Below are 19,823 nucleotides of genomic sequence, written 5' to 3' on the forward strand. Positions count from 1 at the left end.
CCGCCCCGGCGGCTGTCTAAGTCGGGCGGAAAGGAAACAGGAACCACCCATGACCGACCTCACCCCCCGCGAAATCGTGTCCGAACTGGACCGTTTCATCATCGGCCAAAAGGATGCCAAGCGCGCCGTCGCCGTGGCGCTGCGCAACCGCTGGCGGCGCAAGCAACTGGCCGATGATCTGCGCGACGAGGTGTATCCCAAGAACATTCTGATGATCGGTCCCACCGGCGTCGGCAAAACCGAAATCAGCCGCCGTCTGGCGAAACTGGCCAATGCCCCCTTCATCAAGGTCGAGGCGACCAAGTTCACCGAGGTCGGCTATGTCGGGCGCGATGTGGAACAGATCATCCGCGATCTGGCCGATGCCGCGCTGGTCGAAACGCGCGAGCGGATGCGCGAGGATGTCAAGGCCCGCGCCCACAAGGCCGCCGAGGACCGCGTGATCGAGGCTCTGGCCGGCGATCAGGCCCGCGACGGCACCCGGCAGATGTTCCGCGACAAGCTGAAACGCGGCGAACTGGACAGCACGGTGATCGAACTGGAGCTGGCCGATAACTCGAACCCTTTGGGCATGATGGAACTGCCCGGCCAGCCGCCCGGTGCCATGGGCGGGATGATGGACCTGTCGGGCCTGATGAAGGCCTTTGGCGGGCGGCGGGTGCGGCGCAAGATGACCGTTGCCGAAAGCTATGACCTGCTGATCGCCGAAGAGGCCGACAAGCTGCTGGACGACGAAGCCGTGAAAGCCGCCGCGCTGGAATCGGTGCAGGAAAACGGCATCGTCTTTATCGACGAGATCGACAAGGTGGCCGCCCGGTCCGAGGCGCGTGGCGCCGATGTCAGCCGCGAGGGGGTGCAGCGCGACCTGCTGCCGCTGATCGAAGGCACGACGGTTTCCACCAAATACGGTCCGGTCAAGACCGACCACATCCTGTTCATCGCCTCGGGTGCGTTCCACGTGGCGAAACCCTCGGACCTGCTGCCCGAACTGCAAGGCCGCCTGCCGATCCGGGTCGAATTGCGCGCGCTGACCGAGGAAGATTTCGTCCGCATCCTGACCGAAACCGACAATGCCCTGACCCGCCAATACACCGCGCTGATGGCGACCGAGAATGTCACCGTGGCCTTTACGGACGACGGCATTGCCGCGCTGGCCCGCATCGCCGCCGAGGTGAACGGCAGCGTCGAAAATATTGGCGCGCGCAGGCTTTATACGGTGATCGAGCGGGTGTTCGAGGATCTATCCTTTACCGCCCCCGACCGTGATGGCGATTCCGTCACCGTGGACGCGGCCTTTGTCGAACAGCATCTGGGCGATCTGTCGCGCAGCACCGATCTGTCGCGCTATGTTTTGTAACGGTGGCTTGACAGGCGCGGCCCCGCGTGGCTGACTGACCGGCAGACAGGGGCGTCCGCATCCGCGGGCTGAGAAGCACCCTTTGAACCTGAACCAGATCATGCTGGCGGAGGGAGTCTGTTCCGGGTTCGCCATCCCATGCCCGGCTTCAGCCCCCCGCGTCACAAGGGGGGGAAATGCAGACCGGGGCTTATCTAGAGCAGATGCGGGCGCGCGCGCCGCTGATCCATAACATCACCAATTATGTGGCCATGAATGTCATGGCCAATGTGCTGCTGGCCGCAGGGGCCTCGCCCGCGATGGTTCACGCGCTGGATGAGGTCGAGGAATTTGCCGCCCTTGCGCAGGCGCTGACGGTGAATATCGGCACGCTCGATCCCGATTGGGGCGAATCCATGCTGCGCGCGGCGGCGGTGATGCGGGGCGCGGGGCGGCCGTGGGTGTTCGATCCGGTCGGCGTCGGGGCCACGCGGATGCGGCAGGGCCTGTCGCAGCGCCTGCTGGACGCCCGCCCGGCGGTGGTGCGCGGCAATGCGTCCGAGGTGCTGACGCTGGCCGGGCTGGGCGGCCACGCGCGCGGCCCCGAAACCGGCGATACGGTCGAGGCCGCGCAGGATGCCGCCCGGCAGTTGGCCCGGCGCACCGGCGGCGTGGTGGCGGTGTCGGGTGCGGTGGATTTCGTGACCGACGGCGACCGGGCGTTCCGGGTGCGCAACGGCCATCCCTTGATGCCGCGCGTCACCGTGCTGGGCTGTTCGCTGAACGGCGTGATCGCGGCGTTTTGCGTCGGTCAGCCGGTGCTGGATGCCACCGTGGCGGCGATGGCCTTTTACGGGCTGGCCGGGCAGATCGCGGGCCAGCAGGCGCAAGGGCCGGGCACGTTCCAGCCGCTGTTTCTGGATGCGCTGCACAATATCACCCCCGCCGAACTGGATGCGGGCGCGCAGGTGGATGCGGCATGATCGGGCCGGTTTATGTCATCACCGACCCCGCTGCGCGGCTGCCGGTGATCGAACAGGCGCGCGCCGCTGCGCGCGGCGGGGCATGGGCGGTGCAATTGCGCGACAAGACCGCCAGCGACGATGATCTGGTGGTGCTGGTCGATGCCTTGCTGCCGGAACTGGAATCGCGCGGCGTGCGGCTGATCGTGAACGACCGGGTCTCGGTCGTGGAACGCAGCGGCGCGCATGGGCTGCATATCGGGCAGGGCGACGGCGACCCGCGCGCGGCGCGCGACCGGATCGGGCCGGTGCGGCTGCTGGGGCTGTCGGTGGATAATCCGGCGCAGGCGCGGCTGGTGCCTGATTGCGTCGATTATGTCGGCGTCGGCCCGGTGCGGGCCACAGCCACCAAGCCCGACCATGCCACGCCCTTGGGGATGGCGGGGCTGGCCCGCATCATCGCGCTTGTGCCCAAGCCGGCGGTGGCCATCGGCGGCCTTGCCCCCGGCGATGCGGCGGCGCTGCGGGCGGCTGGGGCGGCGGGCATGGCCGTGGTCAGCGCCGTCACCCGCGCCCCCGACCCCCAGGCCGCCACCCGCGCGCTGTTCACGGAATGGAGCCAGACATGATCCCCAACATCCTGTCGATTGCCGGGTCCGACCCTTCGGGCGGGGCGGGGATTCAGGCCGACATCAAGGCGATTTCGGCGAATGGCGGCTATGCCATGGCCGCGATCACGGCGCTGACGGCGCAGAATACGCAGGGCGTGCAGGCGGTCGAGCTGATCGCCCCTGATCTGGTGGTGGCGCAGATTGCCTCGCTGCGCGATGATATTGCCATCCATGCGGTCAAGATCGGGATGCTGGGGTCTGCCGCGATCACCGATACTGTCACGGCCGCGCTGGCGGGGCTGGATGCGCCCATCGTGCTGGACCCGGTGATGGTCGCCAAAAGCGGCGACCGGCTGCTGGCCGCCGAGGCGGTGGCGGCGCTGCGCGACCGGCTGTTGCCGCGGGCCACGGTCATCACCCCGAACCTGCCTGAAGCCGCCGATCTGCTGGGCCAGCCGCCCGCCACGGATCTGGCCGGGATGGAGGCGCAGGGCCGCGCCCTGCTGGCGCTGGGGCCGCAGGCGGTGCTGATGAAGGGCGGGCATCTCGGGGGGCCGGACAGCCCGGATCTGCTGATCGCGGCCGACGGGGTGCGGCGGTTCGACGGCCCGCGCCACGCCACCCGCAACACCCATGGCACCGGCTGTTCGCTGTCATCGGCACTGGCCTGCCTGCTGGGGCGCGGCCTGCCGCTGCCGCAGGCGGTGGCCGGGGCCAAGCTGTGGCTGTCGGGTGCCATCGCCGCATCGGGTGCGCTGCGCGTGGGGCAGGGGCACGGCCCGGTGCATCACTTCCACGCGGTGAACGAGGGCGGTCAGGGCGCATCGCCGCCCGCGTGATCCTGTGCGCAATGGCCGTGGTCGGCCAGCGATTCGATCACCCGGCATTCCCCGACCGTGGCATGGGCGCATTGGGCCAGCATCCGTTCCAGCTCTGATTCCAGGGCGCGCAGCCGGGTCAGACGGCTGCGCACCTGCGCCAGTTGGCGGTGGGCGATCTGATCGGCGGCGGCGCAGGGCTGGTCGGGATGTGCCGCCAGTTCCAGCAGATCGCGGATCGCGTTCAGCGAAAAGCCCAGATCGCGGGCGTGGCGGATAAAGACCAGCCGTTCCTGCGCCTTGACCCCATACAGCCGCTGGTTTCCGCTGCTGCGATCAGGTTCGGGCAGCAGGCCGATGGTTTCGTAATAGCGGATCGTCGGCACCTTGACCCCGGTCGCGCGCGACAATTTTCCGATGCTTTGCACGAAAAACCTCTTGAAGCTCTAGTTGCTAGAGCAATTATGTCGGTCCTTGCCAGCTATCAAGCCCGCCCGCACCCCTTGCAGACAGGTGACGATATGAACCAGACGACCCGCCATCAGCACGATCATCATCACGGCCACGATCACGCCCATGACCACGATCACGATCACGACCATGACCATGACCACGCCGGGCACAGCCACGCGCCCGAGGTGACGGCGGCGAATGAGCGGCGCATCGCCATGGTCTTTGCGCTGACTGTCGGTTATGCGCTGGTGCAGGCGGTGGGGGGCTGGCTGTCGGGCTCGCTGGCGCTGATTGCCGATTCCGGGCATATGGTGTCGGATGCGGCGGCGCTGTTGCTGGCGCTGATCGCCTATCGCGTGGCACGGCGGGCGGCGACGCCTCGGGTCAGCTATGGTTTTCACCGGGTGCGGGTGCTGGCGGCGCTGGCCAACGGGGCCACGTTGCTGTTGCTGGTGGCATGGATCGTATTCGAGGCGGTGGCCCGCTTTCGCCAGCCGGTCGAGGTGCTGGCCGGGTCGATGCTGATCGTCGCCTGTATCGGGCTGGCGGTGAATGTCGCGGGCTTTGCGATCCTGCGCGCGGGCGACAGCGGCGACGGCAATCTGCGCGGGGCGATGCTGCATGTGCTGGGTGATCTGCTGGGGTCGGTGGGGGCCATCGCGGCGGCGGGGGGCATCATGCTGACCGGCTGGACGGTGCTGGACCCGATCCTGTCGGTGCTGGTGGCGCTGTTGGTGGTGCGCTCGGCATGGGGGCTGGTGCGGAGCTCGGTGTTCACGCTGATTCAGGGCACGCCCGCGCATATCGACCCGGATGCGGTGCTGGCCGATCTGGCCAGCCTGCCTGGCGTGGCCGAGGCGCGGCATTTTCACGCATGGGCGCTGGCCGACAGCCGTGCGGTGGCAACGGTCCATGTCAGCCCTGCCCCCGGCACCGATCCGCTTGGCCTGCCGCCGCTGGTCGCCGCCCGGCTGGCCGAACACCACGGCGTCGCCCATGCCACGGTCGAGGTGAACCCTGTGGAGGCCATCCGTTCTGTGGAAGCCTAGTTATGCGCATATCGCATATCTGAATGTCGTTAGCTGCCCGCATAAGGCATAGCTTATTGGCGGCAGCGCGCGGATGGCGTAGACTCTGCGCCAGCCCGGCGACCCCGCCGCGCCCATCCGCCAGCAAGAGGCCGCCATGACCCCGCCCGACCTGTCCCGCATCCGTAACATCCCCCTGCGCGACCGGATCGTTTCCGCCGATCAGGCGGCGGCGATGATCCGTGACGGGATGGTGGTCGGCATGTCCGGCTTTACCCGCGCGGGCGAGGCCAAGGCGGTGCCGATGGCGCTGGCCGAACGGGCGCGGCAGAACCCGTTGCAGATCACGCTGATGACCGGCGCCAGCCTTGGCAACGATCTGGACAAGACGCTGGCCGAAGCCCGCGTCACCGCCCGCCGCATCCCGTTTCAGTCCGACCCGGCGCTGCGCCGGGCGATCAACGCCGGCGAGGTGATGTTCATCGACCAGCACCTGTCGGAAACCGTCGAAATGCTGCGCACCCGGCAATTGCCGCCGGTGGATATTGCCGTGGTCGAGGCGGTGGCGATCACCGAAAGCGGCGGCATCGTGCCCACCACATCGGTCGGCAACTCGGCCAGCTTTGCGATTCTGGCGGATCAGGTGATCGTGGAAATCAACCTCAGCCAGCCCGAGGCGCTGGAGGGGCTGCACGACATCTATATCCCCACCTGGCGCCCGAACCGGATGCCGATTCCGGTGGTCGCCCCCGAAAGCCGGATCGGCCTGCCGTTCATCCCCGTGCCGCCCGAAAGGATCGCCGGTATCGTTCTGACGCAAAAGCAGGACAGTTCCGCGACCATTCTGGACCCCGATGATGAGACCCGCGCCATCGCCCGGCATCTGTCGGATTTTCTGCTGAACGAGGTGGCGCAGGGGCGGATGACGAACCGGCTGCAACCGCTTCAGGCCGGGATCGGGACCATCGCCAACGCGGTGCTGCATGGTTTTATCGACACGCCCTTCCACGATCTGAAGCTGTATTCCGAGGTCTTGCAGGATTCGACCTTTGATCTGTTCGACGCGGGCAAGCTGGATTTCGCCTCGGGGTCGTCGATCACGCTGTCGGCGGCGCGCTATCACGATTTTCTGGCGCGGCTGCCGGATTACAAATCCCGGCTGATCCTGCGCCCGCAGGAAATCTCTAACCACCCCGAGGTGGTGCGCCGTCTGGGCCTGATCGCCATCAACACCGCGCTGGAATTTGACATCTATGGCAACGTCAACTCGACCCATGTGCGCGGCAGCCAGATGATGAACGGCATCGGCGGATCGGGCGATTTCGCGCGCAATGCCTTTTTGTCGGTGTTCGTGACCAAATCCATCGCCAAGGCCGGGGCGATTTCCTCGGTCGTGCCGATGGTGTCGCATGTCGATCATACCGAACATGACGTGGATATTCTGGTGACGGAACAGGGGCTGGCGGATCTGCGCGGGCTGGCCCCGCGCGAACGGGCGCGGCGGGTGATCGACAACTGCGCCCACCCCGACTGGCGCGACGATCTGAGCGATTATGTCGACCGCGCCAATGCCCGTGGCGGCCACACCCCGCATTTGCTGGACGAGGCCTTTACATGGCATGAAAACCTGCGCCTGACCGGGCGGATGCGCGCCTAAGGCCCACGCTTGCCGATCCGGCCCGTTGCGCTATGACTGGCGGGCCAGAGGGAGGCGACCATGCCCGAGCCAGCCGATGAACACCCCCCCGCCACCGGCTGGATGGCGCGCCTGCGCTATGCCGCGCCATGGGTGGTGGCGGGCGTGCTGTTCCTGCTGGGGCTGTTCGCGCTGCAACGGTTGCTGGCGCCGGTGGATCTGGATCAGATCACCGCGCAGATCGCGACGACGCCGTGGCATATCACCGGGCTGGCGCTGCTGACCACGCTGGCGGGCTATCTGTGCCTGGCCGGATATGACTGGTCGGCGCTGCGCTATATCGGCAAACCGCTGCCTTTGCCGGTGGTGATGACGGGTGGGCTGATGGCCTATGCTTTCGGCAATACCATCGGGCTGACGGCGATTTCGGGTGGTGCGGTGCGCTGGCGGGTTTATGCCGGGCTGGGGCTGGGCGGCTATGACATCGCCGCGATTTCCACCTTTGCCGCCGTGTCCTATGGCGTGGCGGCCACGCTGGTCGGGCTGGCGGCGCTGGCGCTGCATCCGATGGCGCTGGCGATGCTGCTGCCGCTGCCGCCCGCCTCGATCCGGCTGCTGGCGCTGGCGGCGATTGCGGCGATGGTGGTGCCGCTGGTCTGGGCCTCGGCCACCGGGCGGGCGCTGCGCATCCGGCGGCTGGCGCTGCGCGCGCCGTCGCTGCCGGTGCTGGCGGGGCAGGTGGCGATCAGCATCGGCGACATGTGCTTTTCGGCGCTGACGCTGTATCTGTTCCTGCCGGTGACGGATTACGGCTTTTTCACCTTTCTGGCGGTGTTTTCCGCCGCCACGATGGCGGGGATCATCAGCCACGTTCCCGGCGGCATCGGTGTGTTCGAAACCATCATCATCGCCGCCATGCCCGCGGGCACGCCCGTGGGGCCGGTGGCGGCGGCGCTGTTGCTGTATCGGCTGGTTTACTATCTGGTGCCCTTTGCCCTGGCCCTGATCCTGCTGTCAGGATACGAGGCATGGCGCGCCATGGGCCGGGGGGCCGCCGACAACCGGCTGGGCCGGTTGCTGGCCACGATCGAGCCGGCGCTGCGCGCGGTGTCGCCTCTGGCACCGCTGGTGCTGGGGGCGATGATCTTTGGTTCCGGCCTGTGGATGAGCATCGCCGCCGTCCTGCCCCCGATGACCGAAGCCGCCGAGGCCGCCGAAACCCTGTTCCCGCTGGCCTTTGTCGAAGGCTCGGCGCTGTTGTCCAGCGCGCTGGGGGCGGCGCTGATCGTGCTGTCGCTGGCGGTGGTGCGCCGCTCGCTGGGGGCGTTCTGGCTGGCGGTGGCGGCGATGGCGGCGGGGGCTGTGGTGGCGCTGATACACGCCGACCGGCAGCAGATGATGGCGTTGGTGCTGGGCATCGTGATCCTGCTGCCCTTCCGCCGGGCGTTTCGCCGCCGCGCCATCCTGACCCATGCCGCGCTGACGCCGGGCTGGGTGGCGATGCTGTTGGCGGCGGGGGCGGGGTTCGGCTTTGCGCTGTTCTTTGCGCATAAGGGCACGGTTTACGCCAACGAATTGTGGTGGCAATTCGCCGTGGACGACCGCGCCCCGCGCGCACTGCGGGCGGGGCTGCTGGCCAGCCTGATGCTGGGCGTGGCCGGTCTGGCGATGCTGCTGCGCGCGCCGCGTATCCGCCCCGAGCCGCCCGCGCCGCAGGATCTGGCCGATGCCGCCGCCATCGTCGCGGATTGGGGCACCCCGGAATCGGCATTGGCGCTGAGCGGGGATAAATCGCTGATGTTTTCCGATGACCGCCGCGCCTTTGTGATGTTTGCCGCCTCGGGCCGGTCGTGGTTGTCATATGGCGGTCCCGTCGGCCCGCATGACGCGGCCGAGGAAGTCGCCTTCAGCTTTGCCGATGCGGCGCGCCGGGCCGGGGCCTCGCCCGTGTTCTACGAGGCCGGCCCGCAGGCGGTGCCGCAGATGCTGGAACTGGGGATGACGCTGCACAAGATGGGCGAGGAAGCCGTGGTCAGCCTGCCCGATTTCCGGCTGGAGCAACCGTCGCGCCAAAAGCTGCGGGCGATCCATGCGCGGGCCGGGCACGAGGGGATGGCGCTGGACCTGATGCCCCCGCCGCATGATCCGGCGCTGATCGCAGAGCTGCGCGCGGTATCCGACGACTGGCTGGCGGCGCGCGGGGCGCGGGAAAAGGGCTTTTCGGTCGGGCGGTTCGATGCCGCATGGCTGAACCGCTGGCCCGTGGCAGTTGTGCGGCATCAGGGGCGGATCGTCGCCTTTGCCAATATCCTGACCAGCGCGGGCGGCACGCGGGCGGGCATCGACCTGATGCGGCAATCCGCCGCCGCCCCGCCCGACACGATAGAGTTTCTGTTCACCGCCCTGATGCTGCGCCTGCGCGATCAGGGGTGCGCCGAATTTTCGCTGGGCATGGCACCGCTGCCGGGGCTGATGCCGGAACGGACCGGGCGGCTGTGGGACAGGTTCGGCGCGGTCATCTATCGCCACGGCGGCAGCTTTTACACCTTTGCCGGGCTGCGGGCGTTCAAGGAAAACTTCGCCCCCGACTGGCGCCCGCATTATCTGGCCGCGCCCGGCGCGCTGCCGCCGCTGGTCGCGCTGGCCGATGCTGCGCGGCTGATTTCGGGCAAGGCTCAGCCCAAAAGCAGCGCGAAACCGACCGCATAGGCAATCGCCAGCACGATCAGCGCGGCGGCCAGAGAACGGGCAAGCAATGGGCGCATGGTCACACCATCTCAAAGATTTCACTGTCGATCTGCGACAGGGGCACGCCCAGCTTTTGCAGATCGGCCTTGACCGCCTCTAGCATGGGCGGCGGTCCGCACAGCATATGCGGCCATTCGCGCGACGGCTGGGGCAGAACACGCGACAGCATGTCGCCGTCGATCCGCCCGGTTTCCACGATGAACCCGGCGGGCGGCCAGTCATCATCAGGCGGGTCCTGGATGACATGGATCACGGTCAGGCGGATCTGTTCTGCCATCCGGGCCAGTTCGTCGCGAAAGGCCACGTCATCCCAACTGTCATTGGCATACAGAACGAAAACGGGCCGGGGATCGCGGCGTTCCTGCATCGCGTGCAGGTTGGCGATGACCGGGGTGATCCCCACCCCGCCCGCGATCATGACAAAGCCCCCGGCCCCGGATTCGCGGTCGATCGAGAACTGGCCATATGGCCCGTCGATATAGGCGATGGTGCCCGGTTCGGTTTGTGACAGACGCTGGCTGTCATCGCCAAGGGGTTTGATCGAAAAGGAAATCTCTGGCCCCTTGTCGGGGGCGGTGGAAATCGTGAACGGGTGTTCGCGCAGGCTGAAGGGCGAAGTGCCGACCGTCAGCCACGCGAATTGCCCCGGACGCCAGCCCGACAGCGCCCGCCCCTCGGGGCGCAGGGTCAGGGTGCGGATGCCGTCGCCCTCGTCGCTGTTGTCGGTGACGCGCCACGGGTTGCGCCATTGCCACCACGGGCGCAGCAGGCGGGTATAGACCATCAGCCCCAGCCACATCAGCGTGACGGCCAGCCACAGGGCGCGGGTGCTGTCGGCCCCGGTGAAATGCCCCGCACCCAGCACATGCCAGATTGCCCCGGCAAATCCGGTCAGCGCCAGCCCGACATGCAGCCTGCGCCAGTTCAGATAGCCAAGGCCGACCCGCTGGCGCAGCTCGGAACTGAGGATCAGCGTGACGAAGCACAACAGCGCCACCCGCCCGGCGGTCATATAGGCCGGCGCGACCAGCGGGTTCAGCACCCCCAGATCGTCTTGATGCCAGATATAGAGGATGCCGAAATGCCCCAGCATCAGCGCCACCGCGCCCCAACTGACAAAGCGGTGGAACATGAACACCACATCCGCGCCAAAGGGATGCAGCAGCGGTTTCAGCCGCCCGGTCAGCGCGAATTGCAGCCCGGCCAGCGCAAGGGCCGAAAACCCCAGCCCCAGCGCGACATCGCGTGAAAACACCGTCGCCGCAGGCGGATCGCCCAGCAGGATAACGGCAAAGGGCAGCGCCAGCACAAGCGCCGCAGCCGCCAGCCAGAACGCCCCCCACAGCCAGACAGCCCCTTGCCGGTCGGCGGGGCGCACATGCAACTGCGGGTCGGTGGCGGTCTGGGGCAGAGGGCGGCTCATGCCGGGGTAACGTCGCCAAAATGCCTGCGGTTCCGGGGCGGGCGCGGCGGGATGTGGATGCGGGGCGTGGTGGGTCAGTGTGCCAACGGATCTGAGAGTCAGCCCCTGCGATGATCTGGCGACCAAGCCGGCGTGCGGTGGTGGGAACCGATGGCGGGCAGGGCGGTTAGGGTATGGCGGGCAGGGCGGTTAGGGTAGTGCGCTCCCGATACGCGTCGCACGCCACGCGGACTGACGCCACACTGACGGAGAATGCCGATGCTGACTCAGCAGATGCCCTATTGCGGCCCCGCGCCCTTGCCGGGCGATTTGTGGCGGTCGTGGAATTTCGACCCGCCCCTGCTGATCGCGCTGGCGGTCTTTGGGGTGGTGCTGGCGTGGCGGGCGCAGGGCCGGGTTGCGGCGGCGGTCGGATGGGGGGCGCTGGTGGTGGCCTTTGTCTCGCCTCTGTGCGCGCTGACGGTGGCGCTGTTTTCGGCGCGGGCGGCGCATCATCTGCTGCTGGTGACGGTGGCCGCGCCCGCCCTGGCGCTGGCCTGGCCGATGCTGCGGCAGGTCTCGGCGGCGCTGTCGCTGGTGGTGCTGTCGGCGGCGATGGTGGCATGGAACCTGCCGCGCGTTTATGATGCGGTCTGGGCGTCCGATACGGTTTACTGGGCGATGCAGGCGGCGATGCTGTTGCCCGCATGGGTGTTCTGGTCGGCGGTTCTGGCCCCCAACGGCCCGGCCGAGGATATGCTGCGCCGCGCCTTGCTGACCGGCGGGCTGGCCGGGATCATGGGGCTGATCGGCGCCGTGCTGACCTTTGCCCCCAATGCGCTGTTCTTTCAGCATATCGAGGGCGCCGCCCTGTGGGGCATGACCGCGCTGAGCGATCAGCAACTGGCCGGGCTGGTCATGTGGGTGCCGGGCTTTGTGCCGGTTGCGGTGCTGGCGGCGCTGATGCTGCGCCGGGGCTGGCGGCAGGGGTTCGCCGCATGATCGCCACGTTGAAGTTCCTGCACATCGCCGCGATGCTGGCGTGGTGCGCGGCGCTGGTCGCTCTGCCGGTGCTGCTGGCGGTTTACGGCGACACATGGCGCAACCGCGCGGGCGGGCAGGCGCAGGCGCGCTATGCCGAATTCCGGCTGATTACGCATTACGGCTATATCGGCTTTGCCACACCGGCGGCGATCATCAGCATCGCGGCGGGCACGGCGCTGATCTTTGCCGCGGGGGTGTTCGACCTGTGGTTCGCGGCCAAGCTGGCGCTGGTGTCGGGCATGGTGCTGGTTCATGCGTGGATCGGGCAGATCATCCTGATTTCGGGCGAACAGCAGGGCCGCGCGCGCCTGCCGCATCCGCTGATCGCACTGGCGCTTGGGCTGCCGCTGATGGCCGGGGTGCTGTGGCTGGTGCTGGCCAAGCCGGACCTGTCGGGCCTGATCGCGTGGCTGCCCGCCTTCATGCTGACACCAAGGGGGGCACTGTGAGCCGTTCAATCCGCCTGATGCGTGCCGATCTGATAATCGAACACCAGCTTGCCGCCGTGCCAGCCGGTGATGCCGGTCATCCCGGCCGCCAGCAGCGACAGCAGCCCTCCCCACGGCAGAACCGCGCCGACCGGATCATCCAGCCGGAACCCCCAGTTCAGCCCCAGCACCGACAGCAGCATCACGGCCAGAATGAAATGCGTCCAACTGGCCGAGCGGATGCGGATGCCCGGCACCAGCAACAGCTCGATCGTGCCCGCGATGCCCGCCAGCACGCCGATGGCAAAGGCCACCCCTGCGGCCCAGATGGCGACGCGCGGCCAAAAGCTGTCGCCGGTCAGCCAATACATCGCATCCGCCCCCAAGGTGCAGAAACACAGCGCAATCGGAAAGGCGACCATCATCGCATGGATCGGGTGGCCCGCGACGGCGATTCTGGATTCGGTATCGCCGAACGAGCTGCGTTCCTCGATCGGATCGGACAGGCGGCGGCGCTGGCTGAGGCTGCGTTTCGGGCGCATGGGCGATCCTTTCTGACGACATGTTCCAAGACAAAGGCCATGGCGCTGCTGTTGGTTCCCTTGGCGGGCTGTTCCGGCCCGCTCAGCACGCTGACGCCGGCGGGGCCTGCGGCGCGCGATATTGCGCTGTTGTGGTGGGCGATGCTGGCGGGGTCGGCGGCGATCACCGTGCTGGTGCTGGCACTGATCTGGTCGGCGCTGCGCCGCGCGCCTGCGCCGCAATCGGAACGGCGCTGGATCATGGGCTGGGGGCTGGGCTTCAGCCTTGGCGTGCTGACGCTGGCGCTGGGCTTTGCGCTGTGGATCGGCGAGCGGATGCTGGCGCGCGATGACGGCGCGGTGCAGGTGTCAGCCCATGCCCGGCAGTGGAGCTGGAGCTTTACCCAGCCCGGTCCCGATGGCTCGCCGGTCGAAACGCAAGGCGTGCTGTATGTGCCTGCGGGCCAGCCCTTTGACGTGACCCTGACCGCCGCCGATGTGATCCACAGCTTTTGGGTGCCGCAACTGGGCGGCAAGATGGATGCGATCCCCGGCCATGCCAACCGCCACCGGCTCAGCGCCGACGCCCCCGGCACCTATCAGGGCCTGTGCGCCGAGTTTTGCGGCCTTGGCCATACGGCGATGCGGTTCAGCGTGGTGGTCTATGACCCGGCGGGGCCGCTGCCCGATTTCACCGATGCGCCACCTGATGACGGCCCACCGCTGCCCGCTGACGCGACCCCAGCCCCCGAGGATCAGCCATGACCGACGCCGCCACCCATCCGCCCCAAGGTCAGGCCGCGCGGCAGGCAGATACCGCCGCCATCGCCCCCAACCCGCCGCAGCGTGCCCTGCGGCTGCACCGCGAGCTTGACCGGGTGTGGCGCGATCTGCCGGGGTGGCAGGGGTTCTTTACCTCGGTGAACCACGGCACCATCGGGCTGCGGTTCATGGCGACGGCCTTTGTGTTCTTTGCCATCGGCGGTGTGCTGGCCATGCTGATCCGGGCGCAGCTTGCCACGCGGCAGGGCGCATTTCTGGATACGGAACTGTATAACCAGATCTTCACGATGCACGGCAGCATCATGATGTTTCTGTTCGCCATCCCCATGCTAGAGGGGCTGGCGCTGTGGCTTTTGCCGAAAATCCTTGGCACGCGGGACATGGCCTTTCCGCGCCTGTCCACACTGGGGTATTTCTGTTACCTGTTTGGCGGCTCGGTCATTGTCCTGTCGCTGCTGTTCGGGGCTGCGCCCGATGGCGGCTGGTTCATGTATGTGCCGCTGTCGGGCCGCACCTATACGCCGGGGATCAACGCTGATGTCTGGCTGCTGGGCGTGACCTTTGTCGAAATCAGCGCCGTGGCGGCGGCGGTGGAAATCACCGTCACCATTCTGCGGTGCCGCGCGCCGGGCATGGCGCTGACGAAAATGCCGCTGATGGGCTGGTATCTGCTGGGAACCAGCGTGATGATGCTGGTCGGCTTTCCGCCGCTGATCCTCGGGTCCATTCTGCTAGAGGTCGAGCGCGCCTTTGACTGGCCCTTCTTCGATGTCGCGCGGGGTGGAGACCCCCTACTGTGGCAGCACCTGTTCTGGCTGTTCGGCCACCCCGAGGTCTATATCATCTTTCTGCCCGCCGCCGGGGCGCTGTCCACCATCATTCCGGTTCTGTCGCGCACGACGATTCTTGGCTATGGTGCCATCGTGGCGGCGGTGATCGGGCTGGTGTTCCTGTCATTCGGGCTGTGGGTGCATCACATGTTCACCGTGGGCATCCCGCATATGGCACTGGCGTTCTTTTCCGCCGCTTCGGCGCTGGTGGCGGTGCCGACGGCGGTGCAGATATTCGCCTGGATCGGCACCATGTATGAGGGCCGGGTGCAGTTTCGCCTGCCGATGCTGTATATCATGGGCTTTTTCGCCACCTTCGTTCTGGGCGGGCTGACGGGGGTCATGCTGGCGATGGTGCCGTTCAACTGGCAGGCGCATGACACCACCTTTGTCACCGCACATCTGCATTATGTGCTGGTCGGAGGGTTCGTGTTTCCGATGCTGGCGGCGGTGACGTGGTGGATGCCGCTGATCTGTGGCCGCTGGCGGGTGCGCGGCCTGGGCGAGGCGGCATTCTGGCTGATCTTCATCGGCTTTCACGGCACCTTTTTTCTGATGCACCTGACCGGCCTGCTGGGGATGCCGCGCCGGATCGACGTCTATCCGGCCAACCCGGAATGGGAGTGGCTGAACCTGATGTCCTCGTTCTTTGGCATGGTGCAATCGGCGGGCTTTGCGCTGCTGGTGCTGGATCTGGGGATGCAGGCGCTGTTCGGGCGGCGCAGCTGGCGCAACCCTTGGGGCGCGCCGACGCTGGATTGGGCGATGGCCCTGCCTGCGCCGTCCTATAACTTTGCCAGCCTGCCGCGTCCGGGCGATGATGCGGGCGCGCTGTTGCCGCTGGCGACGGGGCAGGGGCTGCTGCCCGGCGCGCCGCGCGGTCAGCGCGAAATCATCGTGACCGAGGCCGGCTCGGGCCGTCCGCAGCATGTGGCGGTGCTGCCGACGAACACATGGCTGCCGCTGGCGACCTCGGGCGTGATCGGCAGCTTTTTCGCGATGATGCTGGCGGGGTGGTATGGGGCCGCGCTGTTGGGCGTGGCGGCGACGCTGGCGGTGGTGTGGCGTTGGGGGGCGATCATGGGCAGCGCGCAGGATCACGCCCCGATCGCCGCCGCGCCGGGGCTAAGCCTGCCGGTGCATTGGCAGGTGCGCAATACGCTGGGTTACAGCGGTGCGGTGGCGCTGTTGGTGGCCGATGGCACGCTGTTTGCCAGCCTGCTGTTCGGCGTCGGCTTTCTGACGGTGGTGGCGCCCGGCTGGCCCGCGCCCGCCAGCGGTATCGGCACGGCGGTGATGGCGGCGATGACCGCAGGCGCGCTGGCGGCGATGGCGGTGGGGGCAGTTGCGGCGCGGCTGGCCGAAGCGCGCCGCGCCACCGCGGGCGGCGCGATGTGGTCGGCGGTGGGCGTGGCGGCGGCGCTGCTGGCACTGGCGCTGATCGCGGGGCTGGCGGTCGGGCTGGATGACCCGCGCCGCCATGCGCGCGATGCGCTGCGCGGCGTGGCGCTGGCCTATGCGGCGGTGCATGGCACCATCGCGCTGATGCTGGCGCTGCGCAGCCTTGCCGATGCGCGGCAGGGCCGGTTGAGCGCGCAACGGCGCGGGGCTACGCCGGTCTGGCGGCTGTTTCAGGATTTCTGGCTGGCCACCGCCGCGATTCTGGCCGCGCTTGTCGCCGCGCAAGAGGTGCTGTGATGGGCTGGCTGGCACGCGCTTTGGCTGGCCCGACGCTGTGGTCGCTGTTGTTCGCGGCGGTCTATGCGCTGCACGGCACGGGTTGCAATCTGGGCTGGCCGGGCCGCCCCGCGCCCATCGGCGACCTGCACCACTTTGCCATGTGGGCTGTCTGGGCGGCGGGGCTGTTGCTGCATGTGCTCAGCTTTCGGCTGATCCCGGCTGCGTCGGGGCGGGCGCGGGTGATCGTAACCGCCGGGCTGTGGATCGGGCTGGTGGCAACCGCCTTTACGCTGTTTCCGGTGATCGCCGTATCCACCTGCGCTTAGGCAAAGCAAAACCCCCGGCACCGCGTGGCACCGGGGGCTTTGATTGTCAGCACCGCCGATCAGGCAGTGGCGTGCGGCTGTTGTGCCGGGCGTGAGCGGCCCGAAAAGATGCGGTTCACCAGCACAAAGAACACCGGCACGAAAAAGATCGCCAGTGCGGTGCCCGTGATCGTGCCGAACAGCGTCGCATAGCCGATGGCGTGGCGCGCCCCCGCCCCCGCCCCGGACGAGATCACCAGCGGCACCACACCCAGACCAAAGGCCAGCGAGGTCATCAGGATCGGACGAAAGCGCAGCCGTGCGGCGGTGCGCGCCGCCTCGATTGCGGTTTCGCCCATATGCGCCATCCGGTCGCGGGCGAATTCGACGATCAGGATGCCGTTCTTGCCGGTCAGACCCACAACGGTCAGCAGGCCGACCTGAAAGTAAACGCCGTTCGACTGCCCGCCGATCTGCGCCCCGATCAGCGCACCCAGCACGCCGACCGGCATGGCCAGCAGCACCGCGATGGGGATCGTCCAGCTTTCATACAGCGCCGCAAGGCACAGGAACATCGTGGCCAGTGCCAGCGCATACAGCGCCATCGCGCCTGCGCCCGCCTCTTTTTCCTCTAGCGAAAGGCCGGTCCAGCGCAGGTTGAAACCGGGCGGCAGTTGCGCGGCCAGTTCCTCCATCGCGGTCAGCGCCTCGCCCGAGGTAAAGCCGTCTGCCGGGCCGCCCTCGACCGCCATCGAGGGCAGCGCGTTATAGCGCGTGACCTGCTGCGGGCCGTAAACCCATTCCTGCGTGGCGAAGGTGTTGAAATCGACGAAATCGCCATTCGCGTTGGGCACGCGCCACAGGCCCATATCCTCGGGGCGGGTGCGGGCCGCAGGCTCGCCCTGCACATAGACGCGCTTGACCCGGCCTTCATACAGGAAATCGTTGACATAGGCCCCCGACCAGATGGTGTTCAGGAAGGTGCCGACATCCGCCGCCGTCACCCCGACCGCGCCGGCCTTGGCCCAGTCGATGTTCAGGCGGAACTGGGTGGCATCCTCGACCCCGCTGGGGCGCACACCAGACAGGCGGCTGTCCTGCGAGGCCATGCCCAGCAACTGGTTTCGCGCGTTCAGCAATTCCTCATGCGTCTGCCCGCCCGAGGCTTGCAGATAGGCCGAAAAGCCGCTGGCATTGCCCAGTTCCATCATGGCGGGGGGCACGATGGGGATCACCATCGCCTCGCGGATGCCGCCGAACAGCGGGCCAAAGGCGCGGCCCGCAATCGCCTGCGCCGACTGGTCGGGGCGGCTGCGGTCGTGCCAGTCTTTCAGCTTGACGAACATCATGCCCATGTTCTGGCCCTGACCGGCAAAGGAAAAGCCGCGGACCGAGAACACGGCCTCGACGTTTTCTTCCTCGGCGGTGGCGTAATATTGCTGCACGCGGGTCAGGATTTCTTCGGTCTGTTCGGCGGTCGAACCCGAGGGAAGCTGCACGATGGTCATCAGCACGCCCTGATCTTCGTCGGGCAGGAAGGACGTGGGGGTGCGCTGGAACAGCACCACCATGCCGCCGACGATCAGCGCAAAGATCACCAGCATCTTCAGCGGCCCGGCGGTGGCCTTGCCCACGCCCCAGGAATAGCCGTTGGTCAGGCGGGTAAAGTTGCGCTCGAACCAGTTGCTGAAGCGGGTGCCGATGCGGCCGATCAGGCCCTGACGTTTGTGATGGGCGTGCGGTTTCAGCATGGTGGCGCACAGCGCCGGGGTAAAGATGACCGCCACGACCACCGACAGCATCATGGCCGATACGATGGTGACGGCGAACTGTTTATACATTTCCCCGGTCGAGCCGCCGAAAAAGGCCATCGGAACGAACACGGCGGAAATGACCACGCCGATCCCCACCAGCGCGCCGGTGATTTCATCCATCGACTTGCGCGTGGCCTCGACCGGGCCAAGCCCTTCGTCGTGCATGATGCGTTCGACGTTTTCCACCACCACGATGGCGTCATCGACGACAAGGCCGATGGCCAGCACCATGGCCAGCATGGTCAGCGTGTTGATGCTGAACCCAAGCGCCGCCATGATGCCGAAGGTGCCCAGCAGGATCACCGGCACCGCCAGCGTCGGGATCAGCGTGGCGCGGAAGTTGTGCAGGAACAGCAGGATCACCAGGAACACCAGAATCATGGCTTCGACCAGCGTGTGCAGCACCGCCTCGATCGACAGCAGCACAAAGGGCGTGGTGTCATAAGGAACGACATAGCTGACGCCCGCCGGGAACGAGCGGGCAAGGTTTTCCACCTCGGCCTTGACCAGATCGCCGGTTTCCAGCGCATTCGCCCCCGAGGCCAGCTGGATGGCCAGACCCGACGCGGGCTGGCCGTTGTAAAAGCTGCCGATCTCATAGCTTTCGGTGCCCAGTTCCGCCCGCGCCACGTCGCGCAGCAGCACCAGCCCGCCATCGGTATCGGCGCGCAGCACGATGCGTTCGAAATCCTCGGGCGTGCGCAGCAGCGATTGCGCGGTGATGGTGGCGTTCAGCAACTGCCCCGACGGCGCCGGCATGGCGCCAAAGCTGCCGGCTGAAATCTGCGCGTTCTGCGCCGAGATCGCCGCCGTCACGGCCGAGGGTGACAGGTCGTAATATTTCAGCTTTTGCGGGTCCAGCCAGATGCGCATCGCATATTCCGAACCGAACACGCGAATGCTGCCCACGCCGTCCAGACGGGCCAGCGGTTCGACCATGTAGGAATTCATGTAATCGGCAAGGTCGATATTGGTGCGCTGCCCGTCATCGGACACCAGCGCCACCACCATCAGAAAGCCGGTGGCGGATTTTTCCACCGTGATCCCCTGACGGGTGACGGATTCGGGCAGGCCCGATTCGGCCTGCGCCAGCTTGTTCTGGACCTGCACCTGCGCGATGTCGGGATCGGTGCCGATGGCAAAGGTCAGGGTGATCGAGGCCGTGCCGTTCGATGTGGTGCTGGAATTGATGTAACGCAGGCCATCCAGCCCGGTCATCTGCTTTTCCACGATCTGCACCACCGTATCGGCGACGGTTTCCGCCGACGCGCCGGGGTAAGTCGCGCTGACCACGATCTGCGGCCCGGCGATGGACGGATATTGCGAGATCGGCAGGCGCATGATCGACAGCACCCCCAGCCCCATGATCAGAATGGCGATCACCCATGCAAAGATGGGCCGGTCGATAAAGAAACGTGCCATGG

The 19,823-nt window shown here is 67.3% G+C and carries 16 protein-coding genes and 1 riboswitch; of the genes, 12 read left to right on the forward strand and 4 right to left on the reverse strand.

Annotated elements, in window-relative coordinates; genetic code table 11:
• Positions 1-49: 49 nt before the first annotated feature.
• The 4 genes from hslU (at position 50) to thiD (ending at position 3,748) form a co-directional block, all read left to right on the forward strand.
• Positions 50-1,357: an ATP-dependent protease ATPase subunit HslU gene (gene hslU, locus Q4G14_RS01860; RefSeq protein WP_303360017.1), complete on the forward strand. Its 1,308-nt coding sequence runs from the start codon at positions 50-52 to the stop codon at positions 1,355-1,357.
• A gap of 37 nt (positions 1,358-1,394) precedes the next feature.
• Positions 1,395-1,489: riboswitch (TPP riboswitch) on the forward strand.
• A gap of 44 nt (positions 1,490-1,533) precedes the next feature.
• The gene (thiM, locus tag Q4G14_RS01865; RefSeq protein WP_303360018.1) at positions 1,534-2,319 is read left to right on the forward strand and encodes a hydroxyethylthiazole kinase; all 786 of its coding nucleotides are present in this window, start codon (positions 1,534-1,536) and stop codon (positions 2,317-2,319) included.
• Complete coding sequence (gene thiE / locus Q4G14_RS01870) at positions 2,316-2,927, forward strand: thiamine phosphate synthase (RefSeq protein ID WP_303360019.1); 612 nt, start codon at positions 2,316-2,318, stop codon at positions 2,925-2,927. The genes thiM and thiE overlap by 4 nt, the downstream gene beginning before the upstream one ends.
• On the forward strand, positions 2,924-3,748 hold the full coding sequence (gene thiD / locus Q4G14_RS01875) for a bifunctional hydroxymethylpyrimidine kinase/phosphomethylpyrimidine kinase (protein WP_303360020.1): 825 nt from the start codon (positions 2,924-2,926) through the stop codon (positions 3,746-3,748). The genes thiE and thiD overlap by 4 nt, the downstream gene beginning before the upstream one ends.
• Here the strand turns inward: thiD and Q4G14_RS01880 are convergent.
• Positions 3,724-4,155, reverse strand: coding sequence for a helix-turn-helix domain-containing protein (locus tag Q4G14_RS01880; RefSeq protein WP_303360021.1), 432 nt, complete (start codon positions 4,153-4,155; stop codon positions 3,724-3,726). The two genes, thiD and Q4G14_RS01880, sit on opposite strands and share 25 nt — an antisense overlap.
• A 93-nt stretch (positions 4,156-4,248) precedes the next feature.
• Between Q4G14_RS01880 and Q4G14_RS01885 the strand changes: the two genes are divergently transcribed.
• The 3 genes from Q4G14_RS01885 to mprF all read left to right on the forward strand — a co-directional run bounded on the left by Q4G14_RS01885 (position 4,249) and on the right by mprF (position 9,553).
• The gene (locus Q4G14_RS01885; RefSeq protein ID WP_303360022.1) at positions 4,249-5,229 is read left to right on the forward strand and encodes a cation diffusion facilitator family transporter; all 981 of its coding nucleotides are present in this window, start codon (positions 4,249-4,251) and stop codon (positions 5,227-5,229) included.
• Between the two features lie 136 nt (positions 5,230-5,365).
• Entirely contained in the window at positions 5,366-6,865 is a 1,500-nt protein-coding gene (locus Q4G14_RS01890) for an acetyl-CoA hydrolase/transferase family protein (protein WP_303360023.1), read from the forward strand.
• A 60-nt stretch (positions 6,866-6,925) separates the two neighbouring features.
• Complete coding sequence (mprF, locus tag Q4G14_RS01895) at positions 6,926-9,553, forward strand: bifunctional lysylphosphatidylglycerol flippase/synthetase MprF (protein WP_303360024.1); 2,628 nt, start codon at positions 6,926-6,928, stop codon at positions 9,551-9,553.
• A 58-nt stretch (positions 9,554-9,611) separates the two neighbouring features.
• Here the strand turns inward: mprF and Q4G14_RS01900 are convergent, their stop codons facing one another.
• Entirely contained in the window at positions 9,612-11,015 is a 1,404-nt protein-coding gene (locus tag Q4G14_RS01900) for a ferredoxin reductase family protein (protein WP_303360025.1), read from the reverse strand.
• 258 nt (positions 11,016-11,273) lie between these two features.
• Between Q4G14_RS01900 and Q4G14_RS01905 the strand changes: the two genes are divergently transcribed.
• Both Q4G14_RS01905 and Q4G14_RS01910 read left to right on the forward strand, forming a co-directional pair.
• Positions 11,274-11,996: a cytochrome c oxidase assembly protein gene (locus tag Q4G14_RS01905; protein ID WP_303360026.1), complete on the forward strand. Its 723-nt coding sequence runs from the start codon at positions 11,274-11,276 to the stop codon at positions 11,994-11,996.
• Complete coding sequence (locus tag Q4G14_RS01910) at positions 11,993-12,487, forward strand: CopD family protein (protein WP_303360027.1); 495 nt, start codon at positions 11,993-11,995, stop codon at positions 12,485-12,487. Before Q4G14_RS01905 ends, Q4G14_RS01910 begins: the two co-directional genes overlap by 4 nt.
• Before the next feature lie 5 nt (positions 12,488-12,492).
• On the opposite strand, the gene Q4G14_RS01915 is transcribed toward Q4G14_RS01910, so the two are convergent.
• Positions 12,493-13,008, reverse strand: a complete 516-nt coding sequence (locus Q4G14_RS01915) for a DUF2231 domain-containing protein (RefSeq protein WP_303360028.1) — start codon at positions 13,006-13,008, stop codon at positions 12,493-12,495.
• 39 nt (positions 13,009-13,047) lie between these two features.
• On the opposite strand from Q4G14_RS01915, the gene Q4G14_RS01920 reads away from it, so the two are divergent.
• Genes Q4G14_RS01920 through Q4G14_RS01930 form a run of 3 tightly spaced genes read left to right on the forward strand, consistent with a single transcriptional unit; the run spans position 13,048 to position 16,606 of the window.
• Positions 13,048-13,752 (forward strand): cytochrome c oxidase subunit II, encoded by a 705-nt coding sequence (locus Q4G14_RS01920; RefSeq protein ID WP_303360029.1) that lies wholly within the window; start codon positions 13,048-13,050, stop codon positions 13,750-13,752.
• A complete protein-coding gene (locus tag Q4G14_RS01925; protein WP_303360030.1) occupies positions 13,749-16,298 on the forward strand; it encodes a cbb3-type cytochrome c oxidase subunit I in 2,550 nt (849 codons plus the stop codon). The genes Q4G14_RS01920 and Q4G14_RS01925 overlap by 4 nt, the downstream gene beginning before the upstream one ends.
• Complete coding sequence (locus Q4G14_RS01930; protein WP_303360031.1) at positions 16,298-16,606, forward strand: hypothetical protein; 309 nt, start codon at positions 16,298-16,300, stop codon at positions 16,604-16,606. Before Q4G14_RS01925 ends, Q4G14_RS01930 begins: the two co-directional genes overlap by 1 nt.
• A gap of 59 nt (positions 16,607-16,665) precedes the next feature.
• Here Q4G14_RS01930 and Q4G14_RS01935 read toward each other — a convergent pair whose 3' ends face one another.
• A complete protein-coding gene (locus Q4G14_RS01935) occupies positions 16,666-19,821 on the reverse strand; it encodes an efflux RND transporter permease subunit (RefSeq protein ID WP_303360032.1) in 3,156 nt (1,051 codons plus the stop codon).
• Positions 19,822-19,823: the final 2 nt, after the last annotated feature.

The organism is Paracoccus sp. (in: a-proteobacteria) (assembly GCF_030538755.1).
In the GTDB taxonomy this organism is placed as follows: Bacteria; Pseudomonadota; Alphaproteobacteria; order Rhodobacterales; family Rhodobacteraceae; genus Paracoccus.

Bases quoted from the DNA above. Each gene is read 5' to 3' on its own strand.
- Q4G14_RS01935 (WP_303360032.1), bottom strand. From the start codon at position 19,821: ATGGCACGTTTCTTTATCGACCGGCCCATCTTTGCATGGGTGATCGCC.
- Q4G14_RS01885 (WP_303360022.1), top strand. From the start codon at position 4,249: ATGAACCAGACGACCCGCCATCAGCACGATCATCATCACGGCCACGAT.
- thiM (WP_303360018.1), top strand. From the start codon at position 1,534: ATGCAGACCGGGGCTTATCTAGAGCAGATGCGGGCGCGCGCGCCGCTG.
- Q4G14_RS01915 (WP_303360028.1), bottom strand. From the start codon at position 13,008: ATGCGCCCGAAACGCAGCCTCAGCCAGCGCCGCCGCCTGTCCGATCCG.
- mprF (WP_303360024.1), top strand. From the start codon at position 6,926: ATGCCCGAGCCAGCCGATGAACACCCCCCCGCCACCGGCTGGATGGCG.
- Q4G14_RS01905 (WP_303360026.1), top strand. From the start codon at position 11,274: ATGCTGACTCAGCAGATGCCCTATTGCGGCCCCGCGCCCTTGCCGGGC.
- Q4G14_RS01920 (WP_303360029.1), top strand. From the start codon at position 13,048: ATGGCGCTGCTGTTGGTTCCCTTGGCGGGCTGTTCCGGCCCGCTCAGC.
- Q4G14_RS01890 (WP_303360023.1), top strand. From the start codon at position 5,366: ATGACCCCGCCCGACCTGTCCCGCATCCGTAACATCCCCCTGCGCGAC.
- Q4G14_RS01910 (WP_303360027.1), top strand. From the start codon at position 11,993: ATGATCGCCACGTTGAAGTTCCTGCACATCGCCGCGATGCTGGCGTGG.
- thiE (WP_303360019.1), top strand. From the start codon at position 2,316: ATGATCGGGCCGGTTTATGTCATCACCGACCCCGCTGCGCGGCTGCCG.
- Q4G14_RS01900 (WP_303360025.1), bottom strand. From the start codon at position 11,015: ATGAGCCGCCCTCTGCCCCAGACCGCCACCGACCCGCAGTTGCATGTG.
- thiD (WP_303360020.1), top strand. From the start codon at position 2,924: ATGATCCCCAACATCCTGTCGATTGCCGGGTCCGACCCTTCGGGCGGG.
- Q4G14_RS01925 (WP_303360030.1), top strand. From the start codon at position 13,749: ATGACCGACGCCGCCACCCATCCGCCCCAAGGTCAGGCCGCGCGGCAG.
- hslU (WP_303360017.1), top strand. From the start codon at position 50: ATGACCGACCTCACCCCCCGCGAAATCGTGTCCGAACTGGACCGTTTC.
- Q4G14_RS01930 (WP_303360031.1), top strand. From the start codon at position 16,298: ATGGGCTGGCTGGCACGCGCTTTGGCTGGCCCGACGCTGTGGTCGCTG.